The organism is Hymenobacter sp. UYP22, from assembly GCF_040547285.1.
Classification (GTDB): Bacteria; Bacteroidota; Bacteroidia; order Cytophagales; family Hymenobacteraceae; genus Hymenobacter.
Window position 1 is genome coordinate 129393 of sequence record NZ_JBEPPK010000012.1, and the last position, 23680, is coordinate 153072.

Consider the following 23680-nt stretch of genomic DNA (forward strand, 5'->3'; position numbering starts at 1 on the left):
ACCTCCGCGCTACTTTAGCTTAATGCCTTGGTCGGCCATAGCCTGCTCGGTTTTGGCGTGGTTGGCCAGAAACTCCTTGTGCTGCTCCTCGGTGCGCTCAGTGCCGAGGCTAGCCAAGTGCTCGCGCAGCTTGTCGGCGGGCATATCGGCCCCGTAGGAGGGCGTGCCCGGCTGCTGCCGCCACGACTCGTGCAGGGTGCCGTCGTCCACGGCGTCGAAGCCCAGTTCTTCCACCACGGCCATTACTTTCTGCTTGGCGGCGGCATCATCCGAAGCCACAGGCAGGGCAATGCGGCCGGGCGTGCCGGCGGCTACTCCTTTGTTCTGCAGGTGGTCGGCGTAGATGTTGTTGAACACTTTCACCACGGGGCGGCCCAGGTGCTGCTGCACCCACTCGCTCTCGGTGAGGCTGCCGGTTTCCAGCTCCGCAATCTTGCCGTCGCGCAGCATGGGATAGTAGTTGCTGGTGTCGATGATGGGCGTCTCGCGGGGCACGCCGGCCAGCAGGTTTTTGGGTAGGTCGGGAATGTTCTTGAGCGGGATGGTTACCACCACCAAGTCGGTGCCGTGCTGGGCGGCTTCCTCAGCCGTCACGGCCTTGGCGCCCGTTTTCTGCTCCACGTCTTTGAGCGTTTCGGGCCCGCGGGAGTTGGCAATGTAAACCTGGTGACCGAGGCCCGTCAGCCGCACGGCGAGGGCGCTGCCGATGTGGCCGGCGCCAATGATTCCGATATTCATAGGTTGCGTTGTTTGGTTCGTGCGCCGGTGATGTGCCGGCGCAGGGTGGTAAACAACGGAAGTGGGCGTTTTGCTTTTTTCTTGTTTGGAAAGGGCCAGAACGAACAACGCCGCCGGAGCGGGGCTCGGGCGGCGTTGTTTAATGAGTCCGAATTTCTGTGCTGGTTTATTGTCACCCAAAAATCAAATCGTCAATTTGTTCTTCGTTCATTAATTCACCTCGCTCGACAAAGCGACATAACAGCTTCGACAAAAGCATTTTCGTATCCGCTATATGATCCTCTATTTTGACTTTACCTAGCGGACTACCATGTACAGCATTAGAGCGCACATCATACATCTTCTTAACTATTTTATATAAGTTTTTTCGCTCTATGCCTCTTTCCTCTAATATACTAGCAATTGATACAGCGAGTCTAAAACGCCCAAATAGGCTTTTATCTTTGAGCGCACTAGCCAGTTCTACTTCACCGGCCGGGCTATTAATCTTCTGTATTCTTGCTATTGGCTTTATCTCTAACACACTGTCCTCCGACACAAAGCCTATTATTCCAAAATACCAGTATTCACCTTTTTCTTCTTTTAGTCTCTCAGAAGCTTGTTTCTTACGATTCTCAAAGTGGGAAACAAGATTCTCTATTCTATTCAGTTCGTTGTCGATTATCATATAGCCATTGTATTTATTAAATTCTTTTGGCTGTGTGTCGCACATTCCCAGTTTACATCCGATAATAGCGTCACGGAGACACCCATCCGGGACCGGTGACGAAGCTATGAAGACTCCAGTAACAACCCAATCTTTTCCAGCCTCTACAGCGGCGGCAGTTGCGCGGCATCGTGTGCGTTCAGCATATACAGGCCGGGCACTGCGCTAAAATCACTGGTATTGCGGGTGAGCAGCGGCAAGCCGTGGGCCAGGGCCGTAGCGGCAATGAGGGCATCGGGAAGCTTGATGCGGTGCTGCTGGCGCAACAGGATGGTTTGCTGGACAACCAGTTCATCTATCGGCAGCACTTGCACGGCTTGCACGAAGGCCTGCATGGTAGCGTACTCAGTGGCGGGCTCCGTTTTCGTCAGCAGTTCAATACGCGTGACAACGGAAACGGCTATTGCTTGCCGGTTTAGCTGTTGCTCAAGCCAGTCAGCCGCCGTTACAGGCAAACGGCCGACTACCAAATCAATGATGACATTGGTATCGGCTACATATCCCGCTCCCATTCGCCCCGGATTTCGTGTAGGTGCTTGTCCCAAGCCTCGGCAGAAGTAGCGGGAATACTGCCAGTCCATTTGCGCGGGGCAGCGGGCACGGGCGTAGTTTCAACGGCAAGGGGTTCAGTCAGCACGCCCACTACGCGTACCCCCTGCTGGCGCAGCCGCTGCATGGCGGCTTCATCGGCCACTTCTACTAATACCAGAGTCATAGGTCAGGTTGCTTGGTTTTTAGGGAAGATACGAAAGCAACAGCGGCGGCGGGCGGAATATTCCACCGGCCGCCGCTGGGCTACTGGCCTGGAGTCAGCTATTAGCTTTTCCACTGCGTCCGGCGAAACCGTTTCCAGCTCCGTTGCCGGCTGAGCACCGTGGCATTGCTGGTTTCGGGGCCGTGTGGAAAGCAGTAGCTGCAGCCACGCAGGTTGCCGAAGATTACCCTCGATACCATCACGTTGGACGTTTTGGCGGGAAAGTCAACCAAGGCGTATTGCTCGGTGCGGCCAAAGGCTTTGCGGAGTTGTTTTACTCGCTTCATGGGGCTTTAGGTTGGTACCTAAAGCGGGCTTCCTTTGGCGAATGTGTGAAGTGGAATCATCTACGGTAAAATCTAACGTGAAATTTTCTGGCTACATCTGACCCGGAATCTTCGCGCCGCGCTCCTGGGCTACCTGCTGGGCCAGCTCGTAGCCGGCGTCGGCGTGGCGGAAGACGCCCATGCCGGGGTCGGTGGTGAGCACGCGGCGCAGGCGCTCAGCCTTTTCGGGGGTGCCGGTGGCCACGATGACCATGCCGGAGTGCGTGCTGTTGCCGATGCCTACGCCGCCGCCGTTATGCAGCGAAACCCAGTCGGCACCGGAGGCCGTGTTAGCCAGGGCGTTGAGCAGGGGCCAGTCGGCTACAGCGTCGGAGCCGTCCTTCATGCCCTCGGTTTCGCGGTTGGGCGAGGCCACGGAGCCGCAGTCGAGGTGGTCCCGGCCGATGACGATGGGGGCCGACACTTCGCCGCGGGCCACCAGGTCGTTGATAACCAGGCCGAACTTTTCCCGCTCGCCGTAGCCCAGCCAGCACACGCGGGCGGGCAGGCCGATGAAGGGCACCTTGGCCTGGGCCTTCTCGATCCAGCGGGCCAGCATCTTGTTGTCGGGGAAGGTTTCGAGCAGCGCGCGGTCGATGCGCAGGATGTCCTGCGGGTTGCCCGAGAGGGCGGCCCAGCGGAAGGGGCCTTTGCCCTCGCAGAACAGCGGGCGGATGTAGCCGGGCACGAAGCCGGGGTAGAGAAACTGGCCGTTTTCGTCGCGCACCCGCAGCCCGCCTTTTTCGGCCTGGCCGCGCAGGTTGTTGCCGTAGTCAAGGGCCACGGCCCCGCCGGCCTGCATGTCGATGATGGCCTGGCAGTGCTTCATGATGGAAGCCAGGGCCTGGCGCTTGAACTCCTCGGGGTTGTCTTTGCGCAGCTCCAGCACCGCGTCGATGTCGCCCTCGGGGATGTAGTCCATCAGGTCGTGGGCGGAGGTCTGGTCGGTTACCACGTCGGCCTTGAAGCCGCGCTGCAGCAGCTCGGGCAGTACGGTGGCGGCGTTGCCGGTCAGGCCGATGCTCCAGCCTTTGCGCTCCTGCTTGTACTGCTGCATCAGCTCCAGGGCGTGGTCCAGGTCGCGGGCCTGCTCGTCTACGTAGCCCTCGCGCACCTTCTGCTTCACGCGGGCGTCGATGGGCTCGATGACCAGGCACACGCCGTCGTTCATGCTCACGGCCAGCGGCTGCGCGCCTGACATACCGCCCAGGCCGGCGGTGATGGTGACGGTGCCGGCCAGCGTGCCGCCGAAGTGCTTGTCGGCCACGGCGGCCAGGGTTTCGTAGGTGCCCTGCAGGATGCCCTGGGTGGCAATGTAAATCCAGGAGCCTGCCGTCATCTGCCCGTACATCATCAGGCCCAGGCGGTCCAGTTCGTCGAAGTACTCCTGGGTGCTCCAGGCGGGCACGATGTTGCTATTGGCAATGAGCACGCGCGGGGCGTGGGCCCAGGTGCGCAGCACGCCCACGGCCTTGCCCGACTGCACCAGCAGGGTTTCGTCGGCTTCCAGGTTTTTAAGCGTGTTGACGATGGTCTGGTACTCCTTCCAGTTGCGGGCCGCGCGGCCGGCGCCGCCGTACACAATCAGCTCGTCGTAGACCAGCGACACGGCCGGGTCGAGGTTGTTTTCCAGCATGCGTAAGGCTGCCTCGGCTTCCCAGGTTTTGCAGCGCAACTCGGGGCCGTGCTGGGCGCGCACGGTTTCCGCGGGCTTGTACTCATAGTACATTGGGCGCGTGGTAGGTTGGTCTGAAGCGGCTGACGCTTGGGAAGTGGCTTCGAGGTTAAGCTCGGGCGTATCGAGGGAGGAGTGCGGCATACACGGGTGACTTTTCGAGTGGGAGTTGGGAGCCGGAAGTTATTGCTTTTTGCCCGGCCACAACACCTGTTTTCCAACTTCTACTCCCCTCCTATGCTCAGCCGCTCACCAGCCATTTATCTGGGTAATGGCTACTAAAGCCTGGTTCATCTAATAATAACATGGCGTTGCTATACGAAAGTCTACCTTTGCCGTATCAGTCGTCAGTTGCCCGGCCTGTCGGCACTTACTCGGCTTTTACCCCCCGCTTTTATGCAACGTTTTTCTACCCTCCTCCGCTTTCTGGTGCTACTTCTTCTACTCGTAGTCGGAGCAGCTAACCGCCCCCGCCAACAGGCGCAATCCGGTTTGTCCGATGCCGTTTCGGCTTTGCTGCAGAACGTACCGCTCATTAAAAGCTAGCTTTTCTGCCTCTCCCCCTACCGCCGATTATCCTTTTTGGTATCTTTCCCAACGCAAAGCAATGCTTTGCGTTTTTTGTTGGCTTTACGCCTCGCTATTAAATATTACGCTTTTCATATAACCAGTTTTATTTGCATATTGCTCGGGCAAACGCGCACTACTGTTATGGGTAACATCCTACAATTTCTGAAGGACGGTCTGCACTGGTTGGGTGATGTACTATTAGATGGCCTGTTGGCTGACTTCTTCGCCTGGCTTAGCGACTGGCTAACAACTTAGCTTTCCGATTCCCGGCACGCGCCACTTGTTGCCGCGGCTCCTATTGCCTTCCCGCTCAGCAGTCATTTGTGCTGGAGCAAAAACGAAACAGCCCCGCTTGCCTATTGCAAGCGGGGCTGTTTTTTGGTGATCCCGCTGGGATTCGAACCCAGGACCCATACATTAAAAGTGTATTGCTCTACCAGCTGAGCTACAGAATCAATTTCCTTCCGTTGGCTAGGTGCTTTCTGGAAGGGAGTGCAAAAGTATAACCTGCATCCTATATCTGCAAATTCCTGAGTGCTGTTTCTCTTTTTAAGCCGCGTAAAAATTTACAACACCTTGATTAACAGATAAAATATTTTTCTATTTCTCACCGAATATCCTTCACCGCTATTTCTTCGGCCTGGTGCAACCTCCAAGTAGCTTTCCGGATCATCCAATTGCTAACTGCCCTATTCTCGTGTTTTCCTTGCGTTACAGGTAATTATTACGCGCTACTTAAAGCAAGAGGGCCAGCCGGATTTTCCGGCTGGCCCTCTTGCTTTAAGTAGCGCGTAGATTATAAGGCTGCCATTTCCTCTCGTACGAAATCGGCTAGGGTACGCAGGTATTCCGTGCTGAAATCGAAGCGGATACCGGCAGAGGCGTAGATTTCGCCGATGGGCGCGGTATAGCCCAGCGCCAAAGCCCGCTGATAGCCTTGTAAAGCCGCTTCGGGATTCTGGCGGAAATTGCGCCACACCGCAATGGCCCCTAGCTGCGCCATGGCGTACTCGATATAATAAAAGGGCACTTCGTACAAGTGCAGCTGCTTCTGCCAGAGGTAGGGCTTGATGTGCTCCAGCCCTTGCCAGCTTACCGTACGCTGGTTGAACTCATCGAACAGCGCCACCCAGCGCGCGTGCCGCTCCTGCTCCGTGTGGGTGGGGTTTTCGTATATCCAGTGCTGGAACTTATCGATGGTGGCCACCCAGGGAAAGGTTTCCAGTACGCTTTCCAGGTGGGTCTTCTTAGCCCGGCGCAACTCCTCGGGGTCCGAGAAGAAAACGTTCCAGTGGTCCATGCTGATCAGCTCCATGCTCATGGAAGCCAGCTCGGCCACTTCGGACGGGGGGTGCTTGTCGGCCCCGAGGGGCAGGCGGCGCGTGAGGAAGCTGTGTACGGCATGGCCACCTTCGTGGAGCATGGTTACCACGTCGCGCAGGGAGCTGGTAGCATTCATGAAGATGAAGGGCACGCCGGTTTCGTCCAGCGGATAGTTGTAGCCGCCGGGGGCCTTGCCTTTGCGGCTTTCCAGGTCGAGGTTGCCCATTTGGCGCATGGTGCGCAGGCACTGGCCCAAAAAGGGGTCGAGGCGGTCGAAGACAGTGACGGTTTTCTCCAGCAGCTCCTCCCCGGTTTCAAACGGCCGCAACGGCGCCTTGCCCGAGGGGTCAACATCCAAGTCCCAGGGTCGCAGCTCAGCTAGTGCCAAGTCCTGGCGGCGCTCCAGGTCCAAGTCGTCAATGAGAGGCACCACCGTTTCGCGGATGGCTTGGTGGAAGTTAAGGGTGTCCTGGGGCGTATAATCGAAGCGGCCCAGGGCGGCAAACATATAGTCGCGGAAGTTGGCGAAGCCGGCATTTATAGCTACCTGGTGGCGCAGGCCAATGAGGCTGGTGAAGAGTTTGTCCAAGGGCGCGGCGTCCTGCAGGCGGCGCTCCTGAATGGCGCGCCAGGCCGTTTCTCGCACCGCCCGGTCGGGGCTTTTGAGGCGGTCGGCGGCCCGGGGCAGGGTCACTTCCTCCCCGTCCAGCGTCACGGTCATGGCGCCGGCAATGGCGGCATACTGCTGCTGCTGGGTGCTGATTTCGGTTTTCAGCGGAATATTCTCGGGCCGGTAGATTTCCAGGGCCTGCCGCACTGAGCGGATGAAGATGCGGTAACGGGCCGGATCCAGCTCGGGTAGAAACTCCGAGGCCATCATCTTCTCGTTGAGGGCGTGGTCGTAGGGCGCTACGTTCGGCTCAATCTCGCTCACGAAATACTGAAATGCCTCACTACTTGCCTGATCCTGAGTGTTGCAGGTCATGCGGATGTAGCGCCAAGCCAGATTCTCGCTCAGCACCGCTTCCAGCTCCGAGCGGTGCAGCAGCCACTGATCCAGCTCCGCCACCGAGTTGATTTGCCGGTCGCGCAGTTCCTCGAAATAGGGCTTGATAGTAGCCCAGTCGGTTACAGTGAAGGATTCAGGCAGAAAGTGCCGGGGCGGCCGCTGCGTATCAGTGGCCAGATCAGCGGCGGGAGCAGAATAAGTCATGCGGAAGGAAAAAGCGGAAGGAGTGAGTCAGGCAAGAAGTCAAAAGAGTAATACCCTGATTACCCTGCTGATGTTGAGTAAAAGACGAACGTTCTCTGCTCTTTTTCTCAAATAGCGTAGGGAACTGGAGCTGCATTAGCGGCCTAAGCTCAGCAGCTGGAGCTACCAAATCCAGCTTCAGCCCGACAGTACAGACCGGCAAGAAAGCAAAAGGCCGCCGAACTACGGTAGTACGGCGGCCTTTTTCGCGGTCAGGCGCAGGAAGCGGGAGCTTGCGGGTAATTAGTCTACCTCGATTACCACGTCATTGGTAAGCGGATGGCCCACGCAGAGCAGCACGTAGCCCTGCTTCATCTCCGAATCGGAAAGGCCTTCGCGCTCATCAAGGTGCACTTTCCCGCTGAGGCACTTGCCCCGGCAGGCGGTGCACAGGCCCGCCTGGCAGCTATACGGCAGGTCAATATCCTGGTCGAGGGCGGCTTCCAGAATTGTCTGGTTGGGCTCCACGGCAAACTGATACTCGGCCCCCTCATACTGCACGGTCACGGTGCGCGCTACCACTTTACCGTCGTCTTCGGCGGCCGATACGTCGCCGTGGCCGTTGGGCTGGGCGGCGGCCGTTTCGGCAGTTTCAGCGGCGGCCACAAAACTCTCGCGGCGGATGCGGCTGGCCGGTACGCCCAGCAGCTCCAGGGCAGCCTGCGCCTCCGTCATCATGCCCTCGGGCCCGCAGAGGAAGTACTCGGCCTGGGTAACCGGAAGTTGGGGGCACTGCTCCAGAATGCGGAGCAAAGTGGTGCGGTTGAGGCGGCCGGTGTGCTTGTGCTCCGAGGCAGGCCGTAAGGGCTGGCTGAATACGTGCTCTACCTGCAGGCGGCCGGCGTACTGCTGCTCCAGCTGCTGCAGCTGGCGGGCAAAAATAACGGACTCCTCGTTGCGGTTGCCGTATACCAGCAGCACCCGGCTTTGGGGTTCCTCGCGCAGCACGGCTTTCAGCATGCTCATGAGCGGAGTGATGCCCGAGCCGGCCCCCACCAACACAATGGAGCGGGCGGCAGTAGTTTGGGGCGTAAGCGTAAAGTTGCCCAAAGGGGCCATTACTTCCATCTGCTGCCCCACGCGCACGGTATCCAGCAGGTAGTTGCTCACCAGGCCGCCGCCCACGCGCTTCACCGTTACGGCCAGGCGGGGCGCTTCGCCGGGGGTGCTGCTCAGGGAGTACGCGCGGCGCTCCTTTTTGCCGCCGGGGCCACAGGGCAGAATCAGGGTCAGGAACTGGCCCGGCTGGCAGGCTACCGGCTGGCGGTCGGGGCGCTCAAAATGGATGGTAACAGCCTCAGGTGTTTCCTGGGTCAGCTCAACCACGTTTAGCGTCAGGTAGGGGCTACTCATATCAGGGAGAGAAGTGAATTTCAGGGGAAGTGCGAAACAGGCCGCAAAAATACGGGATTATGTGGCGTAGGCCGTAGCTTGCCCGTGGTATAGATTTTGGGGCTTCGGCCGCCCGACTGGCCCGCAGCCGGGTAGTTGCGTATCTGTACCTGTTTCGTTGCTTTTTGTTTTCCGCTTCTCTTATGCCTGCGCCTACTCTTCATTCTAACTTCCCCCCTACTCCTCTGGCGGCTTTGCTGGAGCGCCACCAGCACGAATTTCACGCGGTACTGCCCGTTGATTTGAACGCCCCCGACGTGGCCCGCCTCGATTTTACAGCCGCTAACCCCTTGCTGCAGGAGGCGGATTTACGGGATACGGCAGCGTTTGAGGAGCTGGTGGGCCGCTTGCTGGAAGCCCAGAACGCCCACATCGGCGTGGGTGGCTACCTCGAAAACCGGGTGATTTACCGCCGCAGCCCTGGCCTGTTCGGCAACCCAGCCGTACCCGCCCGCTCCCTACACCTGGGCGTGGATGTATGGCTGCGGGCCGGCACGCCGGTACTGGCTCCCCTGCCGGCGCTGGTGCACAGCGTACAGGATAATGCCGGCTTCGGCGACTATGGGCCCACCGTTATTCTGCAGCACCAACTCGAAGACGTGACCTTCTACACTCTCTACGGCCACCTGGCCCGCCGCGAAACTCTGCTGCTGCGCCCCGGCATGACCCTGGAGCCCGGTGATACCTTCGCCGAAGTGGGCCCCGCCCCCGAAAACGGCGACTGGCCACCCCACCTGCATTTCCAGATATTGGCCGACCTACAGGGCCGTTCCGGCGACTTCCCCGGCGTAGCCCTCCCGGAGGAACGGGAGCAGTGGGCCGCCCTCTGCCCCGATCCAAACCTGATTCTGCAAAGTAAGTGGTTGGGGTAAGTTTGTCACTTCAATTTACCTCAAGCAAAAGGCCCACCGTTGCGTACGGCGGGCCTTTTGCTTGTCAGGTTGCTGATTACACTTAGTCGAACTTAATGGCCACTACCGGCTTGATGCGCGCAATCAGGTAAGTGGGGATAAGCACGGCCAGCAGGGAGGTGAGAAAAGTGGCCACGTTGAGCACCACAATGATGAACGGGTCCCAGTGAATCGGCACGCGGTCCATGTAGTAGTTCTCGGGGTCCAGCGGAATGGGGTGGAAGAAGTACTGGATGGCGCAGAAGCCCAGGCCAATAATGTTGCCGTAGAGCATGCCGCGCATGGTCAGGCTCAGGCCCCGGAAGAAAAACATGCTCCGGATCTGGTTGTCGGTGGCCCCGATGGCCTTGAGTACCCCAATCATGTTGGTGCGCTCCAGAATCATGATGAAAATGGTGGCCACCATGTTGAAGGTCGCCACGAAGATAATCAGGATCAGGAAGATAACTACGTTGCGGTTCAGCAGCTGCAGCCAGTCGAAGAGCTGGGCGTACTGGTCGGTAATCTTGTCCAGCTTCAGGTCGTAGCGCAGGTTTTCGTAGATGTTGTCGGCTATGGGGTCGAGGCGGTTGAAGTCCTTGAGCGTTACTTCCATGCCACCCACCAAGGAATCGGGCCAGGCGTTGAGCTCCCGTACCTGGCCAATATCCCCGATAACGTAGGCCTCGTCAAACTCATCAAGGCCCGTTTGGTAGATGCCGCGCACCGTGAACTGCCGCACCCGGGGCGGCGTCTGAATAAAGTAGAACAGGGCCTTGTCGCCGGGCTTGAGGCGCAGCTTATCGGCCACTTTGCGGGAGAGCAGAATGTCGTTGCTGGCGGCCGTATCGGTGAAGCTGATGAACTGGCCAGCCACCAGGTTCTTGCGCATCGGCGACTTGCCCGACTTCTCATCGATGCCCTTCAGCACTACGCCCAGCACTTCATCCTTGGTTTTGATGATGGCCGTTTTGCGGGCGAAAGGCTGCATAGACACCACCTGGGGGTTGCGGCGCAGCTCCTGCACCAAGCGGGGGCCGGCAATGGGCTCCACCTCCAAGGAGTTGTTGGTATCGTACTTGCTGATTTGCAGGTGGGAGCCGAAGGAGAAGATCTTGTTCTGGATTTCGTTGCGAAATCCTTCCAGAATGGCAAACGACACCACCATCACTGCCAAGCCCATGGCAATGCTGATGATGGCTATCTTTGTCACCGACGAGGTAAATGACCCTGCATCGGCCCCGTCAATCTTGTTAGATATGTACTGCGAGACGTTCACTGGCGTAAAGCTAGATGAATCCCGGTAGTTTCCCAGCCCTCCAGCCCGCCTATGTACTCCATCCTGCCCACTGGCCTGCTCGGCCTTACGCTCCTGCTCGCCGATTGTGCCCGCCCGCCCCAATCGGCACCGGCGGTTTCGCCCGCTGCTTCCGCTCCGACCGAGGCCCCGTTGCGCGCTACGGCGGCCTCATCGCCCCAGGCTGTGCTGCCGGCGGCGGAAACCCTGCGCACCGGCGCCGAGCAGTTTGAGCGGTATTTGCTGCTGCTGAAAGGTAAGCGCGTGGGCGTAGTGGTCAACCAGACGGCCCGGGTGGGCAAGGCGTTTCTGGTGGATACGCTGCTGGCCAAAGGCGTAGGAGTTAAGGTCATTTTTGGGCCGGAACACGGTTTTCGGGGCGAAGCGGCCGACGGCGCTACCATCAAGGACGGTAAAGATGCCCGCAGCGGCCTGCCCGCGCTGAGCTTATACGGCGCCACCAAAAAACCGACGCCCGAAATGCTCAAGGATATTGACGTGCTGGTGTTCGATATTCAGGATGTGGGGGCGCGCTTCTACACCTTCATTAGCACCATGCACTACGTGATGGAGGCCGCCGCCGAGCAAAACAAAGAAGTTATCATCCTGGACCGGCCCAACCCCAACGGCTGGTACGTGGATGGACCGGTGCTGGAACCCGCGTTTAAAACCTTCGTGGGCATGCACCCCATTCCGGTGGTGCATGGCCTGACGGTAGGCGAGCTGGCCGGCATGATTAACGGGGAAAAGTGGCTGGCGGGCGGTAAGCAGTGCAAGCTCACGGTAGTTCCGGTGGCCGGCTACACCCACAGTACCCGCTACGATTTGCCGGAGCGCCCCTCCCCCAACCTGCCCACGCCCCACTCGGTGGCCTTGTACCCGGCGCTGTGTTTGTTCGAGGGCACCGATGTGAGCGTGGGCCGGGGCACCGCCACGCCCTTCGAGGTAATTGGCGCCCCTACCCAGCCCAGCACCCGCCCTTTCCGCTTCACGCCCACACCCAACCCCGGCTCCACCTCCCCGCCCCAGAACGGCAAGCTCTGCTACGGCCAGGATCTGCGCCAGGTCGGCGACATTGGGTTCACGCTGAAATACCTGCTGGATTACTACCAACAAAGCACCAACAAGGAGAAGTTCTTCCTCTCCGACCGGGGCTTCGACCGGCTGATGGGCACTGCCACCGTACGTCAGCAAATTATTGCGGGCAAGTCGGAAGCGGAAATCCGCCAGGGCTGGGAGCCGGGCCTGACGGCGTACAAGGTCATGCGCAAGAAGTACCTGCTGTACCCCGATTTTAAGTAACTCAACCGTCATGCTGAGCAAAGGCGCAGCCGTAGTCGAAGCATCTCTACCTCTGGCTAACTCTATTGATTACCCTTGGTAGCTTGGTAGAGATGCTTCGGTTCCGCTCAGCAGGACGTACTGTACTCAACATGATTTCACCTCTTCGCATCATTTTCATGGGCACCCCCGAGTTTGCGGTGCCAACGCTGGAAGCCCTGCTGGGCTGGGACGGGTGCCGGGTGGTGGCCGTACTTACTGCCCCCGATAAGCCCGCGGGCCGGGGCCGGCAACTGCAGGGTTCGGCCGTGAAACAGGCTGCCGAAGCCCACGGGCTACCGGTGCTGCAGCCCACCAACCTGAAAGACCCCGCTTTCCAGGCCGAGCTGAAAAGCTACGCGGCCGATTTGCAGGTGGTGGTGGCTTTCCGAATGCTGCCCGAGGCCGTCTGGAATATGCCGCGCCTGGGCTCCATCAACATTCACGCCTCCCTGCTGCCCCAGTACCGGGGTGCGGCGCCCATCAACTGGGCCCTTATCCACGGCGATACACAAACGGGCGTGACCAGCTTTTTCCTGCGGCACGAAATTGATACCGGCAACCTCATTTATCAGGATGCCGTGGACATTGCGCCGGAGGACGATTTCGGCGCGTTGTACGAGAAGTTGAAAGCGGCCGGGGCGCAGTTGGCGCTCCGCTCGGTGCAGGCCATTGCCGCCGGTGAAGCTCCCAGCATTCCGCAGCCCGAGCTGCCGGAGCTGCGGCTTGCTCCTAAGCTTACCAAAGAAACCGGCCGCCTCGATTTTGCGCAGTCTGCTCCGGCCCTGACCAACCTGGTGCGCGGCCTCTCCCCCATTCCCACCGCCTTCACCCAACTGCCCGACGGCCGCACGCTCAAAGTATTTAGGGCGCAGCCACTAGACGACGAGGAGGCCAGTGGGCCTGACCAGGGCGGCGCGGGCCGCTGGCTCACGGATGGCCGCAGCTACCTGCGCGTGCAAACCGCCAACGGCCTGCTTGATTTGCTGGACGTGCAGCTGGAAGGCAAGAAACGCATGACCGTCCAGGATTTTCTGCGCGGTTTCGATGTGAAAGGGCTGGTCTGACTGTCATCCTGAGCTGCGCGAAGGATCTGTTACGTTGGCATGATTCATTGTTAGGATTCAAGTACAGATGTGAAGCTGTGTAGAAAGTACCTGAAACTTGAAAGAACGTTCTGCTGAGCTTGTCGAAGCATCCCTACCGCTTCATTGCACGACCTTTACGAAGCGGTAGAGATGCTTCGACAAGCTCAGCATGACGTTTTTCGGCCTTTTTACAGCTTCGTAGTACAGTCCTTCGCGCTGCTCATCATGACAGCAGCAGTCGTTCACTGTTGCACAAGAACCCACCATTTCACCACTCACCATTTCACCACATGACCGCACTCGTTGTAGCCGTGGCCGATAACGGCGTTATCGGGGGCGAAAACCGCCTGCTTTGGCACCTGCCCCTGGACCTGAAGCATTTCAAGCAGCTCACCCAGGGTCACCCCATCATCATGGGCCGCAAAACCTACGAAAGCATCGGGCGGCCCCTGCCCAACCGCCGCAACATTGTGGTAACCCGCCAGGCCGGCTGGCAGGCCGAGGGCTGCGAAACGGCGGCCTCGGTACCCCAGGCGTTGGAAATGGCTCGCACCTCCGACGAGCACATATTTGTAATTGGGGGTGGCGAGATTTACCGCCAGGCTTTACCAGCAGCCGATGTAGTGTATTTGACGGAAGTACACCACGCTTTTGAGGGCGACGTAACCTTCCCTGACCTCACAGCCAGCGAATGGCGCGAGGAAGCCCGGGAACGGCACGAGCCCGACGATAAACACGCCTACGCTTTCAGCTTCGTCACGCTCCGGCGGCGGTAGCCACTATCATACACGACAAGCATAGAAACAGAAAAGGGCCACTCGAATTGAGTGGCCCTTTTCTGTTTCTGTACATACGCTTACCGCAGCAGTACCAGCTTGCCCCAGTCTTTCTTGAAGGCCCGGTCGCCGGTGGTGGCGCGCTGCTTGAACTCGCCTTCGGGGTCGTCGAGCACCACGCGGTAGAGGTAGGTACCGTTTGCCAGCCGGTCGCCGTAGTCGTCGGTACCATCCCAGGCGTACTCGGTCATGTTGTTACCGATGCGCAGGGGGCCCAGGTCAGCCATCATAATCTCCTTCACTACCCGGCCCGTCAGACTCACAATCTGGATTTTCATGTTGCGCGGCAGCGTGGAGCCGGTGAGCGTAAACACGAATTTGGCCTTGCTGGTAATTGGGTTGGGGTAGGGAAATACGTTGGTGATGGTCGACTCCTTAATGACCTCAAACGTGATGCGGTAGGGTTCTGAGCTGGCCAGATTGCCCGAGCCATCCCGCCCCTGCACTTCCAGCGTGTACACGCCCGGCAGCAGCGGCGTGGTGTTGCCGGGGCGGTAGGTAAGCACGGCCGTTCCCTTTGATGAGTCGGCTACGAACTCAATACCGGCCGCGTTCAGGTCCACGGTAACCGGGGTAGTGCCTTTGGGCGGGGTCAGGCTCAGGATGAAGTTGGAGCGGTTTTGAATGGGCCGCAGCTTATCCAGGTCGCGCAGCTGCACGCTGATAATAGGCTGGGGCGACACAATTTCTCCGTTCAGCAGGTGGCGGCCGTCGAAGGCTACATCCAGCACCGGGGGCATATCCTGGTTGGTTACCTCGAAGGGCGGCAGCGTGAGCTCATTGTTGAAGTAGTGCTGCTCAGGCTGGCGGCGGGGGTTTAGCACCACCTGCCCCGAGAGCGTACCGTAGAGGCCGCGCACGTCCAGCTTCACCTCGTAGCCGCGCTGGGAGTGGGCCGTGAGGGCGGCGCCGGCCAGCGGGTAATACCGCTCCCGGGGCACGCCAGCGTTGCTGCTGCGCACCACAATGTAGCCTACCAGCGGCGCGGTAAAGTCGAAGTCAGCCACATTCTGGAAGGATACCGGTACCGTTACCGTGCCGGTCTGCTGGGCCTGCTGGGTGAGACTGGCGGCCGTGAGGGGCGTGGCGGAAGGACGCACCACCCCTTCCGGTACGCCTTGATACGTTACCAGCCACTGCTCCAGCTGCGGCGTGAAGCCCGGCGTAGTTTCCCGCAGCACCGCCTGCAGCTGCAGGTAGGGATACTGCTTGGCCGAAATACCGTTCAGCGCCAACGCGCGGTTAGTTACATTGGGGTTCAGCACAGTGGTTACGCCCAGCGTATCGGTGCCTAGCAGGCGGAGCGTGTAGCTGCCGGTGCTGGTGGTGCGGATGGTGTGGTAGAGCGTTTCCCACTGCCGGGCCGGGCCAATTTGCGTGGAGGTAATGGTGGCTTCCTGGGTACCGGCGTTGTAGCTCCACTGCCCGCCGGGCACGGCTACCTCCAGGCCGCTCCGCTCGTCGCGGCGGAACTGGCCGGGGTGGCTCTGCGACCAGCCGCCCTGCGTGCGGCCACTGATTACGCGGAAGGAACTGGTGGCCCAATCGGCACTTTCGTCACCCTGGGGAGTAGTGAGACGTGCGCGCCAGTACCACACCACACTGTCCTTGCCAGCCAGCGTGGGCAGCGTGGGCTGCCACTCCGGCACCATCACGGCGTTGAGCTTCGTGCGCTGCACCAATGGGCTGTTGAAGGTTTGCACGGTATCCGCTTCCAGGTCATAGTCGCGGGCGGTGATGGTGGGCACGTTACTTTGGGCCACCAAGCGCACGGCCCGGCTGCCCACAATGGCAAACTCGGGCGGGCTGAGCGTGGTAACACCGCCCGTGAGGAAGGAGTAATTCAGCGTTGCCCGGTTGTTGGTTTCGTCCGATTCGGCAATCAGGTTATCGGGGTCAATATCAACCTGGAAGACGTTGGCCCCGGCAATGCTGCCGGTAGCGGGGTTGGTGAGGCTGAGCGTATAGGTAGTATCCTGCCGGGCCTGGGGCACCGTGAAGTTGCTGGTAAGCGTGGTGCTGCCTACCGAGCGCGTCACCCGAATGTTGAGCGGACCCACCGTAATGCGGCCGGGGTTACTCACGCCCAGTTTCAGCTCAAACCGGGCGCCGGGCGTAGCAGGTACCACCGTGGGCGCAATCTGCAGGCGGCTGTCGGCGGTCTGGAAATCGGGCTGCAACGGCGAAAACAGCTTCAGGGCCGGGTCGCCCTGCCAGATGGTGCTCATCAGGGTCGGAATTCCATAAATATTGCCCAAGAACTGGTTTTGCAGGCGGCGCATTGCTTCCGTCTGTACATCGGCAATGGGTTTACCATACCATTGCGGGTCAGTGGCCAGCAATGTATACATCAGCTCATCCAGGGGATGCATGTTCTGCTCAATATCAAAGGTGGAAGAGCTCATAAAGCCCACGCATCCTTTGTTAGCAGCTAGCATCCAGTCTTCACCCATGGAGCCCCCACCCGTGTAGGAACTACCAGCCGCGCACCCGCTGATGAACATCACCGGATACTTTCCTTTATTATCATAGGCACTGGAGGCCACCCGAATATCTTGGGGGCGCACATCCATTTGCCGGGTGCTGCCGTGTCCGAAATACAAAATAAGACCCAACCCAGCATTTACTTGGGGCGCAATATTCACCTCTACCGGAGTACCGGTGCCGTAGGTAGACCGCTTCACGAAGTCCACTACTCGTCCTCCGAAGAAAGGGCGGCTCAGGATATTGCCATATTCAGCTAAGTAGCGGTTAAACCGCTGTTGCTCATCCTCTTTTTGACCACCAGCCATTAGCAGCACGTTGCGGCGCCAGGCCGCATAACCAGTTTGCTCGTGTTCCTGCAGCTTACGCAGGTAGTTTAGTACCTGGTCTGGGGTCTGGGCTGCTACCCGACCGGTGGTCATCCGGGCCAGATAATTGTTCGCGGGCCAATCGGCTGTGAAGAAGATATCGGAGCCACCCCGGGTGCTGGCGGGTACCAAATCGGGGGAACCGCCGTACCCGCTGGCAGGCGTTTGACGGTGGAAACGACCATTTATTCTTTCTCCTGTTAAGTAGCCTTTGCCTAGTAGCAGCAAATACCGTGGCTTAGCACTGCTAGTGGCCAATATCCACTGCGCAAATTGCCGCATTGCGAGCGGCGACTTCTCCCCGTAGTGAAATTGGTCGTAGAGTTGGGGAGTAGTTACCACCAAGGTGTCGTACTTACCTCCAGCCACGGCAGCCCGGTACTGCGCATAGGCCCGCACCGGGTTGGCCACCGTACCATCGGAGGAGGGTTTCATCAAAAGAGGATGGCTTATGATGATGAAGTTGGGCTGACTGGCCACCAATGCCCGGAAACGCACCAGCCGGGCTGGTAGCGGCCGTAGCGGCCGGCTATTATCTTGCAGCCACACTTGCCGGCTTGCACCCGTCGCGGCGGCTACACTAAAGGTAGTGCCCGCCCCGGTGCCCTGCCCGGCAATGCGCCGTACCATCCAGGGGTCGGTTACGTCGTAGCCGGTTACGGAGGCCGGGATGGTATCGAACCGGTAGGTGGCCGGCGTACTCAGAGTTGAATCTGTCTGAAACCGGAGCGCCGCCCGACGAACCGGCCAGCGGCGGGTTTGGGGGTAGGTAAGCTTCAAATAGCCTACACGGACAAAATCGTCACCTATACGTCCCGATACTGGATCCACATCAATAGAGACGGTTACTTGCCCATTACTGATATCGGAGCGCCGGATAGTATAGCGTCCCAACTGTTTGCCGTAGCTCACCAGTGCAAAGGTGCCTACCACCCGTTTTGCAGCGCCATCACCCACTGATACTTTTCCGGTAAGGTTACCAAGAGGCGAACCACCTACCATCATCACTTCCAGCAGCGGGTCGGCACCCGTAGCCGCCACAGACTGCACAGAGTCAATAACGAAGTTCCCGGCCAGCAATGGCACGCCGCCCCGATTACCTATCAGCCCCGACAGAAACCCTTCCCCGGCTTCGGCCCACGGTTGGTATACCGTCTGTGCTTCATTCACATCAGCGTGCTGACTGACTTGCAGGCGGGTTACGTGTTGCAGCCAGCTAGCGTGTGTACTACTGGCTGACGTGTTAGGTTGAGCCATACGCTTACCTACAGCTGAACCTGACCAAGTAAGAAAATAGGCGGCCGTATCAGTGTATAGGCTATAAAGGGTATGCGTCTGATCAACGGCATTTTTATACATGCCCCGGTCCAGCCCCCCGTTGTTGCGCTGTCCATAAAACTCTATGAAGGTGCTGTTATCCAGCGCAGCCGTGTTGCCGCCTACATGAATGGCTACCTCCCGGCCCCGCCGCCAGAGCTGCAGGCGCTCCGGGCTTACTCCACTCACCCCTGCTTGCTGCAGGTACTGGTAATCGAGGCGGTAGATGCCGTCTTGGGCTACTTGTATTTTATAGTACTGCTGCCCCGGTACTATCCACTCGTTGCCATAGGGGCCCGACTGGGCGCGCACAGCGGATGCACTCAGGAGAAGGAGCAGGACCAGTAACCATAGTTTCTGGTAGGCCTGTTTCATATAGTCGATTGTTAGTTGTCAGGTGTTGATATCAGGAGATGGTGGCCGGCTGTTGGCATAGTGCTGACAACCGGCCACCATCTCCCGATAACTTATTTAATGCCGTAGCCTAATGACACGATGATGGATGTGGGTTGGGAGCGTTGCCCCAGTTTCTCAACGGCTAAGCGCGTCAGGGCCATATCCAGGCGCAAACCGCTCAGGGCCAGGCCTACACCCAGGCTGGGCTGCACCTTCCACTCCTCCTTGCCCGTGAAAGACTGTACCTGCTGCAGATTGCCCACGCCGCCGCGCAAGTATACCAGCTGCTTGTAGCCCAGCTCCAGCCCGGCGCGGGGGTCCAGGCTCACGGCACTACTAGATACCAGCGTGTTGCGCTGCCCATCGGTGCTGATTTCTACATCTACGGCCGGCAGGGCGGTAAACTCGCCGGGCAGCTTGAACAGGCGGCTGGCACCCAGCACAAACAGGGGCAGGGTAATTTCGGTGCTGCTCTTGGGCAATTCGTCCAGGGCGCTGGCTGAGCCCTCAAACTCCTCGGGGTGTATTGTCCAGGCGTTGTAGGTGGTGGTTACGTCGCGGGCCATCAGGGCCAGGCGCCAGTCGTTGCGACGGTACTGCACCCCGGCATCCACCCCAAAACCGATGGCGTTGGCGAAGGAGCCGATATTGCGGTAAATGACTTTCGCGTTGGCGCCTACTTGCAAGCCCTCAATACTCCCAATCTGGCGGGCATAGGAGAGCAGCAGGGCATAGTCAGCCACCGAGAAGTAGCGGATGTTGTCGTAGTTAATGTAGCCGTCGTAGTCAATCAGGTTCTGCGTGTCGGCAATATCATCCACGCCCAGCCGGATCAGGCTCACGCCCAGGGCACTTTTATCATCGAGCTTCATACCGAAGCTGGCGTAGTCGTTTTTCACGATGCCCGAGAATAGCTCGGAGTGCATCAAAACGCCGTCGTACTTGGTTTTCTGGTTGACTAGCCCGGCGGGGTTCCAGTAGCCGGCGGTGGCATCGTCGGCTAGGCTCACCTGCACCTTACCCATCCCGAGGGCCCGGCCCCCTACCCCAATATTGAGGAATTCGTTGCTGTACTTGGGCGTCTTGTCCTGGGCCAGAGCGGGCGCGGCGGCCAGCACACTAGCACCAAGGCCCATGAGCAGGGCCGCACTACGGGAAATGTGGAGCATAGAGGGTGTAATCAGATAGAAAGCCGGAAAAGTTGCGGGAACGAGGCTGGAACGCAAGATACTCATTAATAGTGCGAGGCCACGGTAAGTTCAGGACAAAAACCCCTTTAGCACCTTTAAATCAGGTTTTTACCTCCTCACTAAGCACGCGCGCTGGCTAGCCAAGTGCGGCGGGAAACAGAATCTGTAAATATTTTCACCAGGTACCTTGCGTTGCATAGTACCTTCTGTTATATTTGTCTCATTCTTCACCGATATCTGCCTCAGCCCATGAAAGTCGAGAACACCCAAGTGCAGATGCGGAAGGGCATCCTGGAGTTCTGCATTCTGGAAATCATTGCCCGCGGCGAGGTGTACGCGTCCGATATGCTCGAAGAGCTGACTTCTGCCCGCATGATTGTGGTGGAAGGCACGCTCTACCCGCTGCTAACCCGCCTCAAAAACGCGGGCCTGCTGGACTACACCTGGAAGGAGTCTACCTCCGGTCCGCCCCGCAAGTACTACACCCTCACCCCCGATGGCCAGGAGTTTCTGCACCAGCTGCGCCTGACCTGGGAGGAAGTCCAGGACTCCATCCGCATCATCCGCCAGAAGCCCCACACCCCGAGCGCCGCCACGCCGGCCCCGCTCACGGTAGCCCCGCCGGACGCGCCCCTGCCCCCTGACGCGCTGCTCTAAGCACCGCCCCTACAAGTTATTCTTGACTAGTTGCAGCACTGAGATGAAAAAGAACATCAGCATCAACCTTCAGGGCATGATCTTCCACATTGAGGAAGACGGCTACGAAGTGCTTAGCCGCTACCTGGCGGAAGTGAAAGCCCACTTCAGCGGCTACCGGGGCCACGAGGAAATTGTGGCCGACATCGAGAGCCGCATTGCCGAGCTCTTTGCCGCCCGTCTTTCCGGCCTCAAGCAGGTGATTACCCTGGAGGATGTGGAGGCCATGACGGCCAAAATGGGCCGCGTGAGCGACTTCCAGTCGGCCGATGACGCCGAGGACGAAGAGGAGCTGCTGGCCGAGGCCGTAGCCAACGGCTCGGCCCAGGGCACCTACGCCGGTAGCGCCTACACTGCTGGCCGCCGTGCCCAGGCTGGCCCCGAAGCTGCCGCTACTGATGCCACTGCTCCGGATGCCGCGCCCAAGCAGATGTACCGCGACATGGCCCACCGCAAGGTGGCCGGGGTAGCAGCCGGGCTGGCGCAGTACTTCAACACTAACCCCCTCTGGATCCGGATTGGTCTGTTGGTACTGGTGCTGGCCTTGCCGGCGGTGTTCGACAATACCCCGCTGAACAACTTTGGCGAGCGGGTAGCGGGTTTCACGGTGCTGGCCTACTTCATTCTGTGGGTGGTGCTGCCCAAGCGCTATAATACCACTGACCCCGATACTGACCCCGCGTTCAAGAAACTGTACCGTGACACCGACAATGGCAAAGTTGGGGGCGTATCGGCGGGGCTGGCGGCCTACCTGCGGGTAGATGTGGTGGTAGTGCGCATTGCCTTCCTGCTGCTGCTGTTTGCCGGCAGCCTGGGCTTCTGGCTCTACGTGATTCTGTGGATACTCTTGCCGGAGGCGAAAACCGCCTCCGACAAGCTCCGCATGCGCGGCGACGCCGTAACCCTCTCGGCCCTGGATGAAAACCTGCGCAACAATCCCTACGCCGCCGGCTCGGAGGCCGGGCCCGTGAACAACCGCCCCGTGGGCACCTTCCTGGAAGATTCCTTCAGCAATGTGCGGCCCATCGTCAACTCCATTGGCTCCCTTATCCGGGTGGTGGCCGGGGGCGTGCTTACCCTCACCGGCTTCGGCTTTCTGCTGGCCATTGTGATGGCGCTGGGTGTGGGCCTGGGTATTATCTCTTCCTCCGACGACCTGGATTTCGGTCCTCTGCAGCCCTTCCTGCTCTTCAATGACATTTCGGTTTGGGCGGTACTCTCCTTCTTCCTGGTCACCGCCATTCCGGCCCTGGCCATGCTGCTGACCGGAGTTGGCCTGCTGCTGCGCCGCACGGTGCTCAGCCGTACCGCCTCCCTGACCATGTTGGGTTTGTGGCTGCTGGGTGTGGTGGGTAGTACGGTGGCTGGCATCCGGGTGGGCCGGGAGTTCCAGCGGGAAGAGGAAATCACCCAGACAACTGCCCTGGGTGGCCTTACCAGCTCCCGCCTCGTGCTGGAGCGCCGCCAGCTCAACAGCGGCGAATGGGTGGACCTGGATATCGTGGGTATTGATAGTGCGCAGGCTCCCCGCCTAGAGCGCATCATCTCGGCCAAAGGCGCCACTGATTCCATTGCCCGCCGCAATGCCGCTACTACCACGGTGCATACGCTGCGCATCCTCAACGACTCCACCCTGAACGTGGACGACCACTTCAACTACCAGCCCAGCGCCCGTTTCCGCGACCAGGAAATGCGCCTGCGCCTGCTCATGCCCCGGAGCCGCACCTTCCGCATGACGGAAACCTTCGCTGACTGGCTGAATGAGGAAGATTACCTGAACGGCCGGGCCCCCATTCACCCCGAGAACTTCGTGTTTCGGATGAATGGTAATAAGGTGGAATGCGTGAATTGCCAGGAAACCGACCTGCGCAGCCGCAACGAAGACGCTGAGGACGAAGACCGGGAGGACTATGAGGAAGGCCGCAACGACTCGGACATCACCCTGAACTTTGAGCGCCTGGAGCCCATCAACACGGATGAAGACTCCTATGGCTCCGAGCGCCAGACCTTCAATGAAACCGGCTTCGACCATGTAGCCATCGTGGGTGGCTACCGGGCCCTGATCCGCCAGGGCAGCACTTTCAGCGTGCGGGCCGCCGGCCCCGGCCGGGCTCTGCGCGACATTAAAGTGGAGCGCAACGGTGACAAGCTCACTATTGCCCCTCGTGACCGTGACCTGTTAGATTCTGACCGGGGCGACGCCGATGATGTGCTCCTCATCATTGAGATGCCCGAGTTGAATGACCTGGAGCTGGTGGGCGGCACCCACGCCGAAGTAAACGGTTTCGGCACCGGCGACCTGCACGTGCAACAGGCCGGGGGCAGCCAGCTCCGCTTCAAGGGTAATCTGCAGGAGCTGAAGCTAGATCTGGCCGGTGGTTGTCAAGCCGCTCTGCAAGGCAACGCTGACCGTCTGAACATCAACGGAGCCGGTGCCTGCGAGGTAGCCGCTGGTGAGTTCAATGCGCGGAAAGCTGAAGTAGACGCTGTTGGAGCCACCAAAATCCGCCTGCGTGTAACCGAGGAGTTGGAAGCCAACGCCGTTGGCGCCAGCCTCATTGAGTACAGCGGCCGGCCTGAAAACGTAAACCGCAAAGCCTTCGGAGCAGCCACCATTCGCTCCCTGGAGAAATAAAAATGCGCTGGCGCGGAGGGCCTGACTGGAGCCTCCGCGCCAGATGCGGTAATACAGGTCTTATTACTGAGAATCCGCCACTTACCGCATGCTGCCGTGTAACCCTGAGGCTTTTCATTCGTTTTACATGTCGGCGACTGAATATTGCTGGAACAGTTCTTGCCCAGGCAACCCTTGTTCCGCTTTTCGCATCTATTGTTGAGCTAACGCAACTGCATTACTGGGTCCATTTGTGAGTGAAAGGTGAGACCCGAAGGCAGCCCCGGCCTACCCTCCTGCTGCAACAGGACGGCCGGAGCTGCCTTCAATGCGTTTAGGGGTTTACATAAAAGTCATTCCGAGCGGAGTGGGGGGGGGGGGGGGGGGGGGGGGGGGGGGGGCAAATTTCACCCACCCCCCGCCGAGAGAAGGCAACCCCGCCGGTGCG

The 23680-nt window shown here is 59.4% G+C and carries 18 protein-coding genes and 1 tRNA gene; 7 read left to right on the forward strand and 12 right to left on the reverse strand.

The features are described from left to right. Window positions 1-9: 9 nt before the first annotated feature. The 6 genes from ABIB60_RS17195 to hutU form a co-directional block, all read right to left on the reverse strand. Complete coding sequence (locus tag ABIB60_RS17195; protein ID WP_354581658.1) at window positions 10-918, reverse strand: NADPH-dependent F420 reductase; 909 nt, start codon at window positions 916-918, stop codon at window positions 10-12. Next, window positions 911-1405, reverse strand: coding sequence for a hypothetical protein (locus ABIB60_RS17200; RefSeq protein ID WP_354581659.1), 495 nt, complete (start codon window positions 1403-1405; stop codon window positions 911-913). Before ABIB60_RS17200 ends, ABIB60_RS17195 begins: the two co-directional genes overlap by 8 nt. Window positions 1406-1548: 143 nt before the next feature. Further along, window positions 1549-1956 (reverse strand): type II toxin-antitoxin system VapC family toxin, encoded by a 408-nt coding sequence (locus ABIB60_RS17205; RefSeq protein WP_354581661.1) that lies wholly within the window; start codon window positions 1954-1956, stop codon window positions 1549-1551. Next, window positions 1938-2159: a hypothetical protein gene (locus tag ABIB60_RS17210; protein WP_354581663.1), complete on the reverse strand. Its 222-nt coding sequence runs from the start codon at window positions 2157-2159 to the stop codon at window positions 1938-1940. Before ABIB60_RS17210 ends, ABIB60_RS17205 begins: the two co-directional genes overlap by 19 nt. Window positions 2160-2260: 101 nt before the next feature. Beyond that, a complete protein-coding gene (locus ABIB60_RS17215) occupies window positions 2261-2485 on the reverse strand; it encodes a hypothetical protein (RefSeq protein ID WP_354581664.1) in 225 nt (74 codons plus the stop codon). A 91-nt stretch (window positions 2486-2576) separates the two neighbouring features. Then, window positions 2577-4343 carry a urocanate hydratase gene (gene hutU / locus ABIB60_RS17220; RefSeq protein ID WP_502915134.1) on the reverse strand — a complete coding sequence of 589 codons (1767 nt, stop codon included), beginning with the start codon at window positions 4341-4343 and terminating at the stop codon, window positions 2577-2579. 252 nt (window positions 4344-4595) lie between these two features. Here hutU and ABIB60_RS17225 point away from each other — a divergent pair, with 252 nt between their 5' ends. Then, window positions 4596-4745 (forward strand): hypothetical protein, encoded by a 150-nt coding sequence (locus ABIB60_RS17225; protein ID WP_354581666.1) that lies wholly within the window; start codon window positions 4596-4598, stop codon window positions 4743-4745. Window positions 4746-5148: 403 nt separating this feature from the next. On the opposite strand, the gene ABIB60_RS17230 is transcribed toward ABIB60_RS17225, so the two are convergent. The 3 genes from ABIB60_RS17230 to ABIB60_RS17240 form a co-directional block, all read right to left on the reverse strand. Continuing rightward, window positions 5149-5224, reverse strand: a tRNA-Lys gene (locus ABIB60_RS17230). Between the two features lie 341 nt (window positions 5225-5565). Then, window positions 5566-7305, reverse strand: coding sequence for a M3 family oligoendopeptidase (locus ABIB60_RS17235; protein WP_354581667.1), 1740 nt, complete (start codon window positions 7303-7305; stop codon window positions 5566-5568). A gap of 282 nt (window positions 7306-7587) precedes the next feature. Beyond that, window positions 7588-8697 (reverse strand): 2Fe-2S iron-sulfur cluster-binding protein, encoded by a 1110-nt coding sequence (locus tag ABIB60_RS17240; protein ID WP_354581669.1) that lies wholly within the window; start codon window positions 8695-8697, stop codon window positions 7588-7590. A gap of 182 nt (window positions 8698-8879) precedes the next feature. Here ABIB60_RS17240 and ABIB60_RS17245 point away from each other — a divergent pair, with 182 nt between their 5' ends. Continuing rightward, a complete protein-coding gene (locus tag ABIB60_RS17245; RefSeq protein ID WP_354581670.1) occupies window positions 8880-9608 on the forward strand; it encodes a peptidoglycan DD-metalloendopeptidase family protein in 729 nt (242 codons plus the stop codon). Window positions 9609-9690: 82 nt separating this feature from the next. Here ABIB60_RS17245 and ABIB60_RS17250 read toward each other — a convergent pair whose 3' ends face one another. Then, window positions 9691-10839 (reverse strand): ABC transporter permease, encoded by a 1149-nt coding sequence (locus tag ABIB60_RS17250; protein ID WP_354581672.1) that lies wholly within the window; start codon window positions 10837-10839, stop codon window positions 9691-9693. A gap of 117 nt (window positions 10840-10956) precedes the next feature. Here ABIB60_RS17250 and ABIB60_RS17255 point away from each other — a divergent pair, with 117 nt between their 5' ends. The 3 genes from ABIB60_RS17255 (at window position 10957) to ABIB60_RS17265 (ending at window position 14107) form a co-directional block, all read left to right on the forward strand. Then, on the forward strand, window positions 10957-12225 hold the full coding sequence (locus tag ABIB60_RS17255; protein ID WP_354581674.1) for an exo-beta-N-acetylmuramidase NamZ family protein: 1269 nt from the start codon (window positions 10957-10959) through the stop codon (window positions 12223-12225). Between the two features lie 131 nt (window positions 12226-12356). Further along, window positions 12357-13310: a methionyl-tRNA formyltransferase gene (gene fmt / locus ABIB60_RS17260; protein WP_354581675.1), complete on the forward strand. Its 954-nt coding sequence runs from the start codon at window positions 12357-12359 to the stop codon at window positions 13308-13310. 311 nt (window positions 13311-13621) lie between these two features. After that, on the forward strand, window positions 13622-14107 hold the full coding sequence (locus tag ABIB60_RS17265) for a dihydrofolate reductase (RefSeq protein ID WP_354581677.1): 486 nt from the start codon (window positions 13622-13624) through the stop codon (window positions 14105-14107). An 80-nt stretch (window positions 14108-14187) separates the two neighbouring features. Here the strand turns inward: ABIB60_RS17265 and porU2 are convergent, their stop codons facing one another. Continuing rightward, a complete protein-coding gene (gene porU2, locus ABIB60_RS17270) occupies window positions 14188-18711 on the reverse strand; it encodes a putative type IX secretion system sortase PorU2 (protein WP_354581679.1) in 4524 nt (1507 codons plus the stop codon). 92 nt (window positions 18712-18803) lie between these two features. Next, window positions 18804-19901, reverse strand: coding sequence for a putative type IX sorting system protein PorV2 (locus ABIB60_RS17275; RefSeq protein ID WP_354581681.1), 1098 nt, complete (start codon window positions 19899-19901; stop codon window positions 18804-18806). Between the two features lie 270 nt (window positions 19902-20171). Between ABIB60_RS17275 and ABIB60_RS17280 the strand changes: the two genes are divergently transcribed. After that, the gene (locus ABIB60_RS17280) at window positions 20172-20579 is read left to right on the forward strand and encodes a PadR family transcriptional regulator (RefSeq protein WP_354581682.1); all 408 of its coding nucleotides are present in this window, start codon (window positions 20172-20174) and stop codon (window positions 20577-20579) included. 43 nt (window positions 20580-20622) lie between these two features. After that, the gene (locus tag ABIB60_RS17285) at window positions 20623-23253 is read left to right on the forward strand and encodes a PspC domain-containing protein (protein WP_354581684.1); all 2631 of its coding nucleotides are present in this window, start codon (window positions 20623-20625) and stop codon (window positions 23251-23253) included. The last annotated feature ends 427 nt before the right edge of the window (window positions 23254-23680 follow it).

Coding starts and splice junctions, on each gene's coding strand:
- ABIB60_RS17235 (WP_354581667.1), bottom strand. CDS start 7,305: ATGACTTATTCTGCTCCCGCCGCTGATCTGGCCACTGATACGCAGCGG.
- ABIB60_RS17255 (WP_354581674.1), top strand. CDS start 10,957: ATGTACTCCATCCTGCCCACTGGCCTGCTCGGCCTTACGCTCCTGCTC.
- ABIB60_RS17225 (WP_354581666.1), top strand. CDS start 4,596: ATGCAACGTTTTTCTACCCTCCTCCGCTTTCTGGTGCTACTTCTTCTA.
- fmt (WP_354581675.1), top strand. CDS start 12,357: ATGATTTCACCTCTTCGCATCATTTTCATGGGCACCCCCGAGTTTGCG.
- ABIB60_RS17280 (WP_354581682.1), top strand. CDS start 20,172: ATGAAAGTCGAGAACACCCAAGTGCAGATGCGGAAGGGCATCCTGGAG.
- ABIB60_RS17205 (WP_354581661.1), bottom strand. CDS start 1,956: ATGGGAGCGGGATATGTAGCCGATACCAATGTCATCATTGATTTGGTA.
- ABIB60_RS17215 (WP_354581664.1), bottom strand. CDS start 2,485: ATGAAGCGAGTAAAACAACTCCGCAAAGCCTTTGGCCGCACCGAGCAA.
- porU2 (WP_354581679.1), bottom strand. CDS start 18,711: ATGAAACAGGCCTACCAGAAACTATGGTTACTGGTCCTGCTCCTTCTC.
- ABIB60_RS17210 (WP_354581663.1), bottom strand. CDS start 2,159: ATGACTCTGGTATTAGTAGAAGTGGCCGATGAAGCCGCCATGCAGCGG.
- ABIB60_RS17265 (WP_354581677.1), top strand. CDS start 13,622: ATGACCGCACTCGTTGTAGCCGTGGCCGATAACGGCGTTATCGGGGGC.
- hutU (WP_502915134.1), bottom strand. CDS start 4,343: ATGCCGCACTCCTCCCTCGATACGCCCGAGCTTAACCTCGAAGCCACT.
- ABIB60_RS17275 (WP_354581681.1), bottom strand. CDS start 19,901: ATGCTCCACATTTCCCGTAGTGCGGCCCTGCTCATGGGCCTTGGTGCT.
- ABIB60_RS17245 (WP_354581670.1), top strand. CDS start 8,880: ATGCCTGCGCCTACTCTTCATTCTAACTTCCCCCCTACTCCTCTGGCG.
- ABIB60_RS17240 (WP_354581669.1), bottom strand. CDS start 8,697: ATGAGTAGCCCCTACCTGACGCTAAACGTGGTTGAGCTGACCCAGGAA.
- ABIB60_RS17200 (WP_354581659.1), bottom strand. CDS start 1,405: ATGATAATCGACAACGAACTGAATAGAATAGAGAATCTTGTTTCCCAC.
- ABIB60_RS17285 (WP_354581684.1), top strand. CDS start 20,623: ATGAAAAAGAACATCAGCATCAACCTTCAGGGCATGATCTTCCACATT.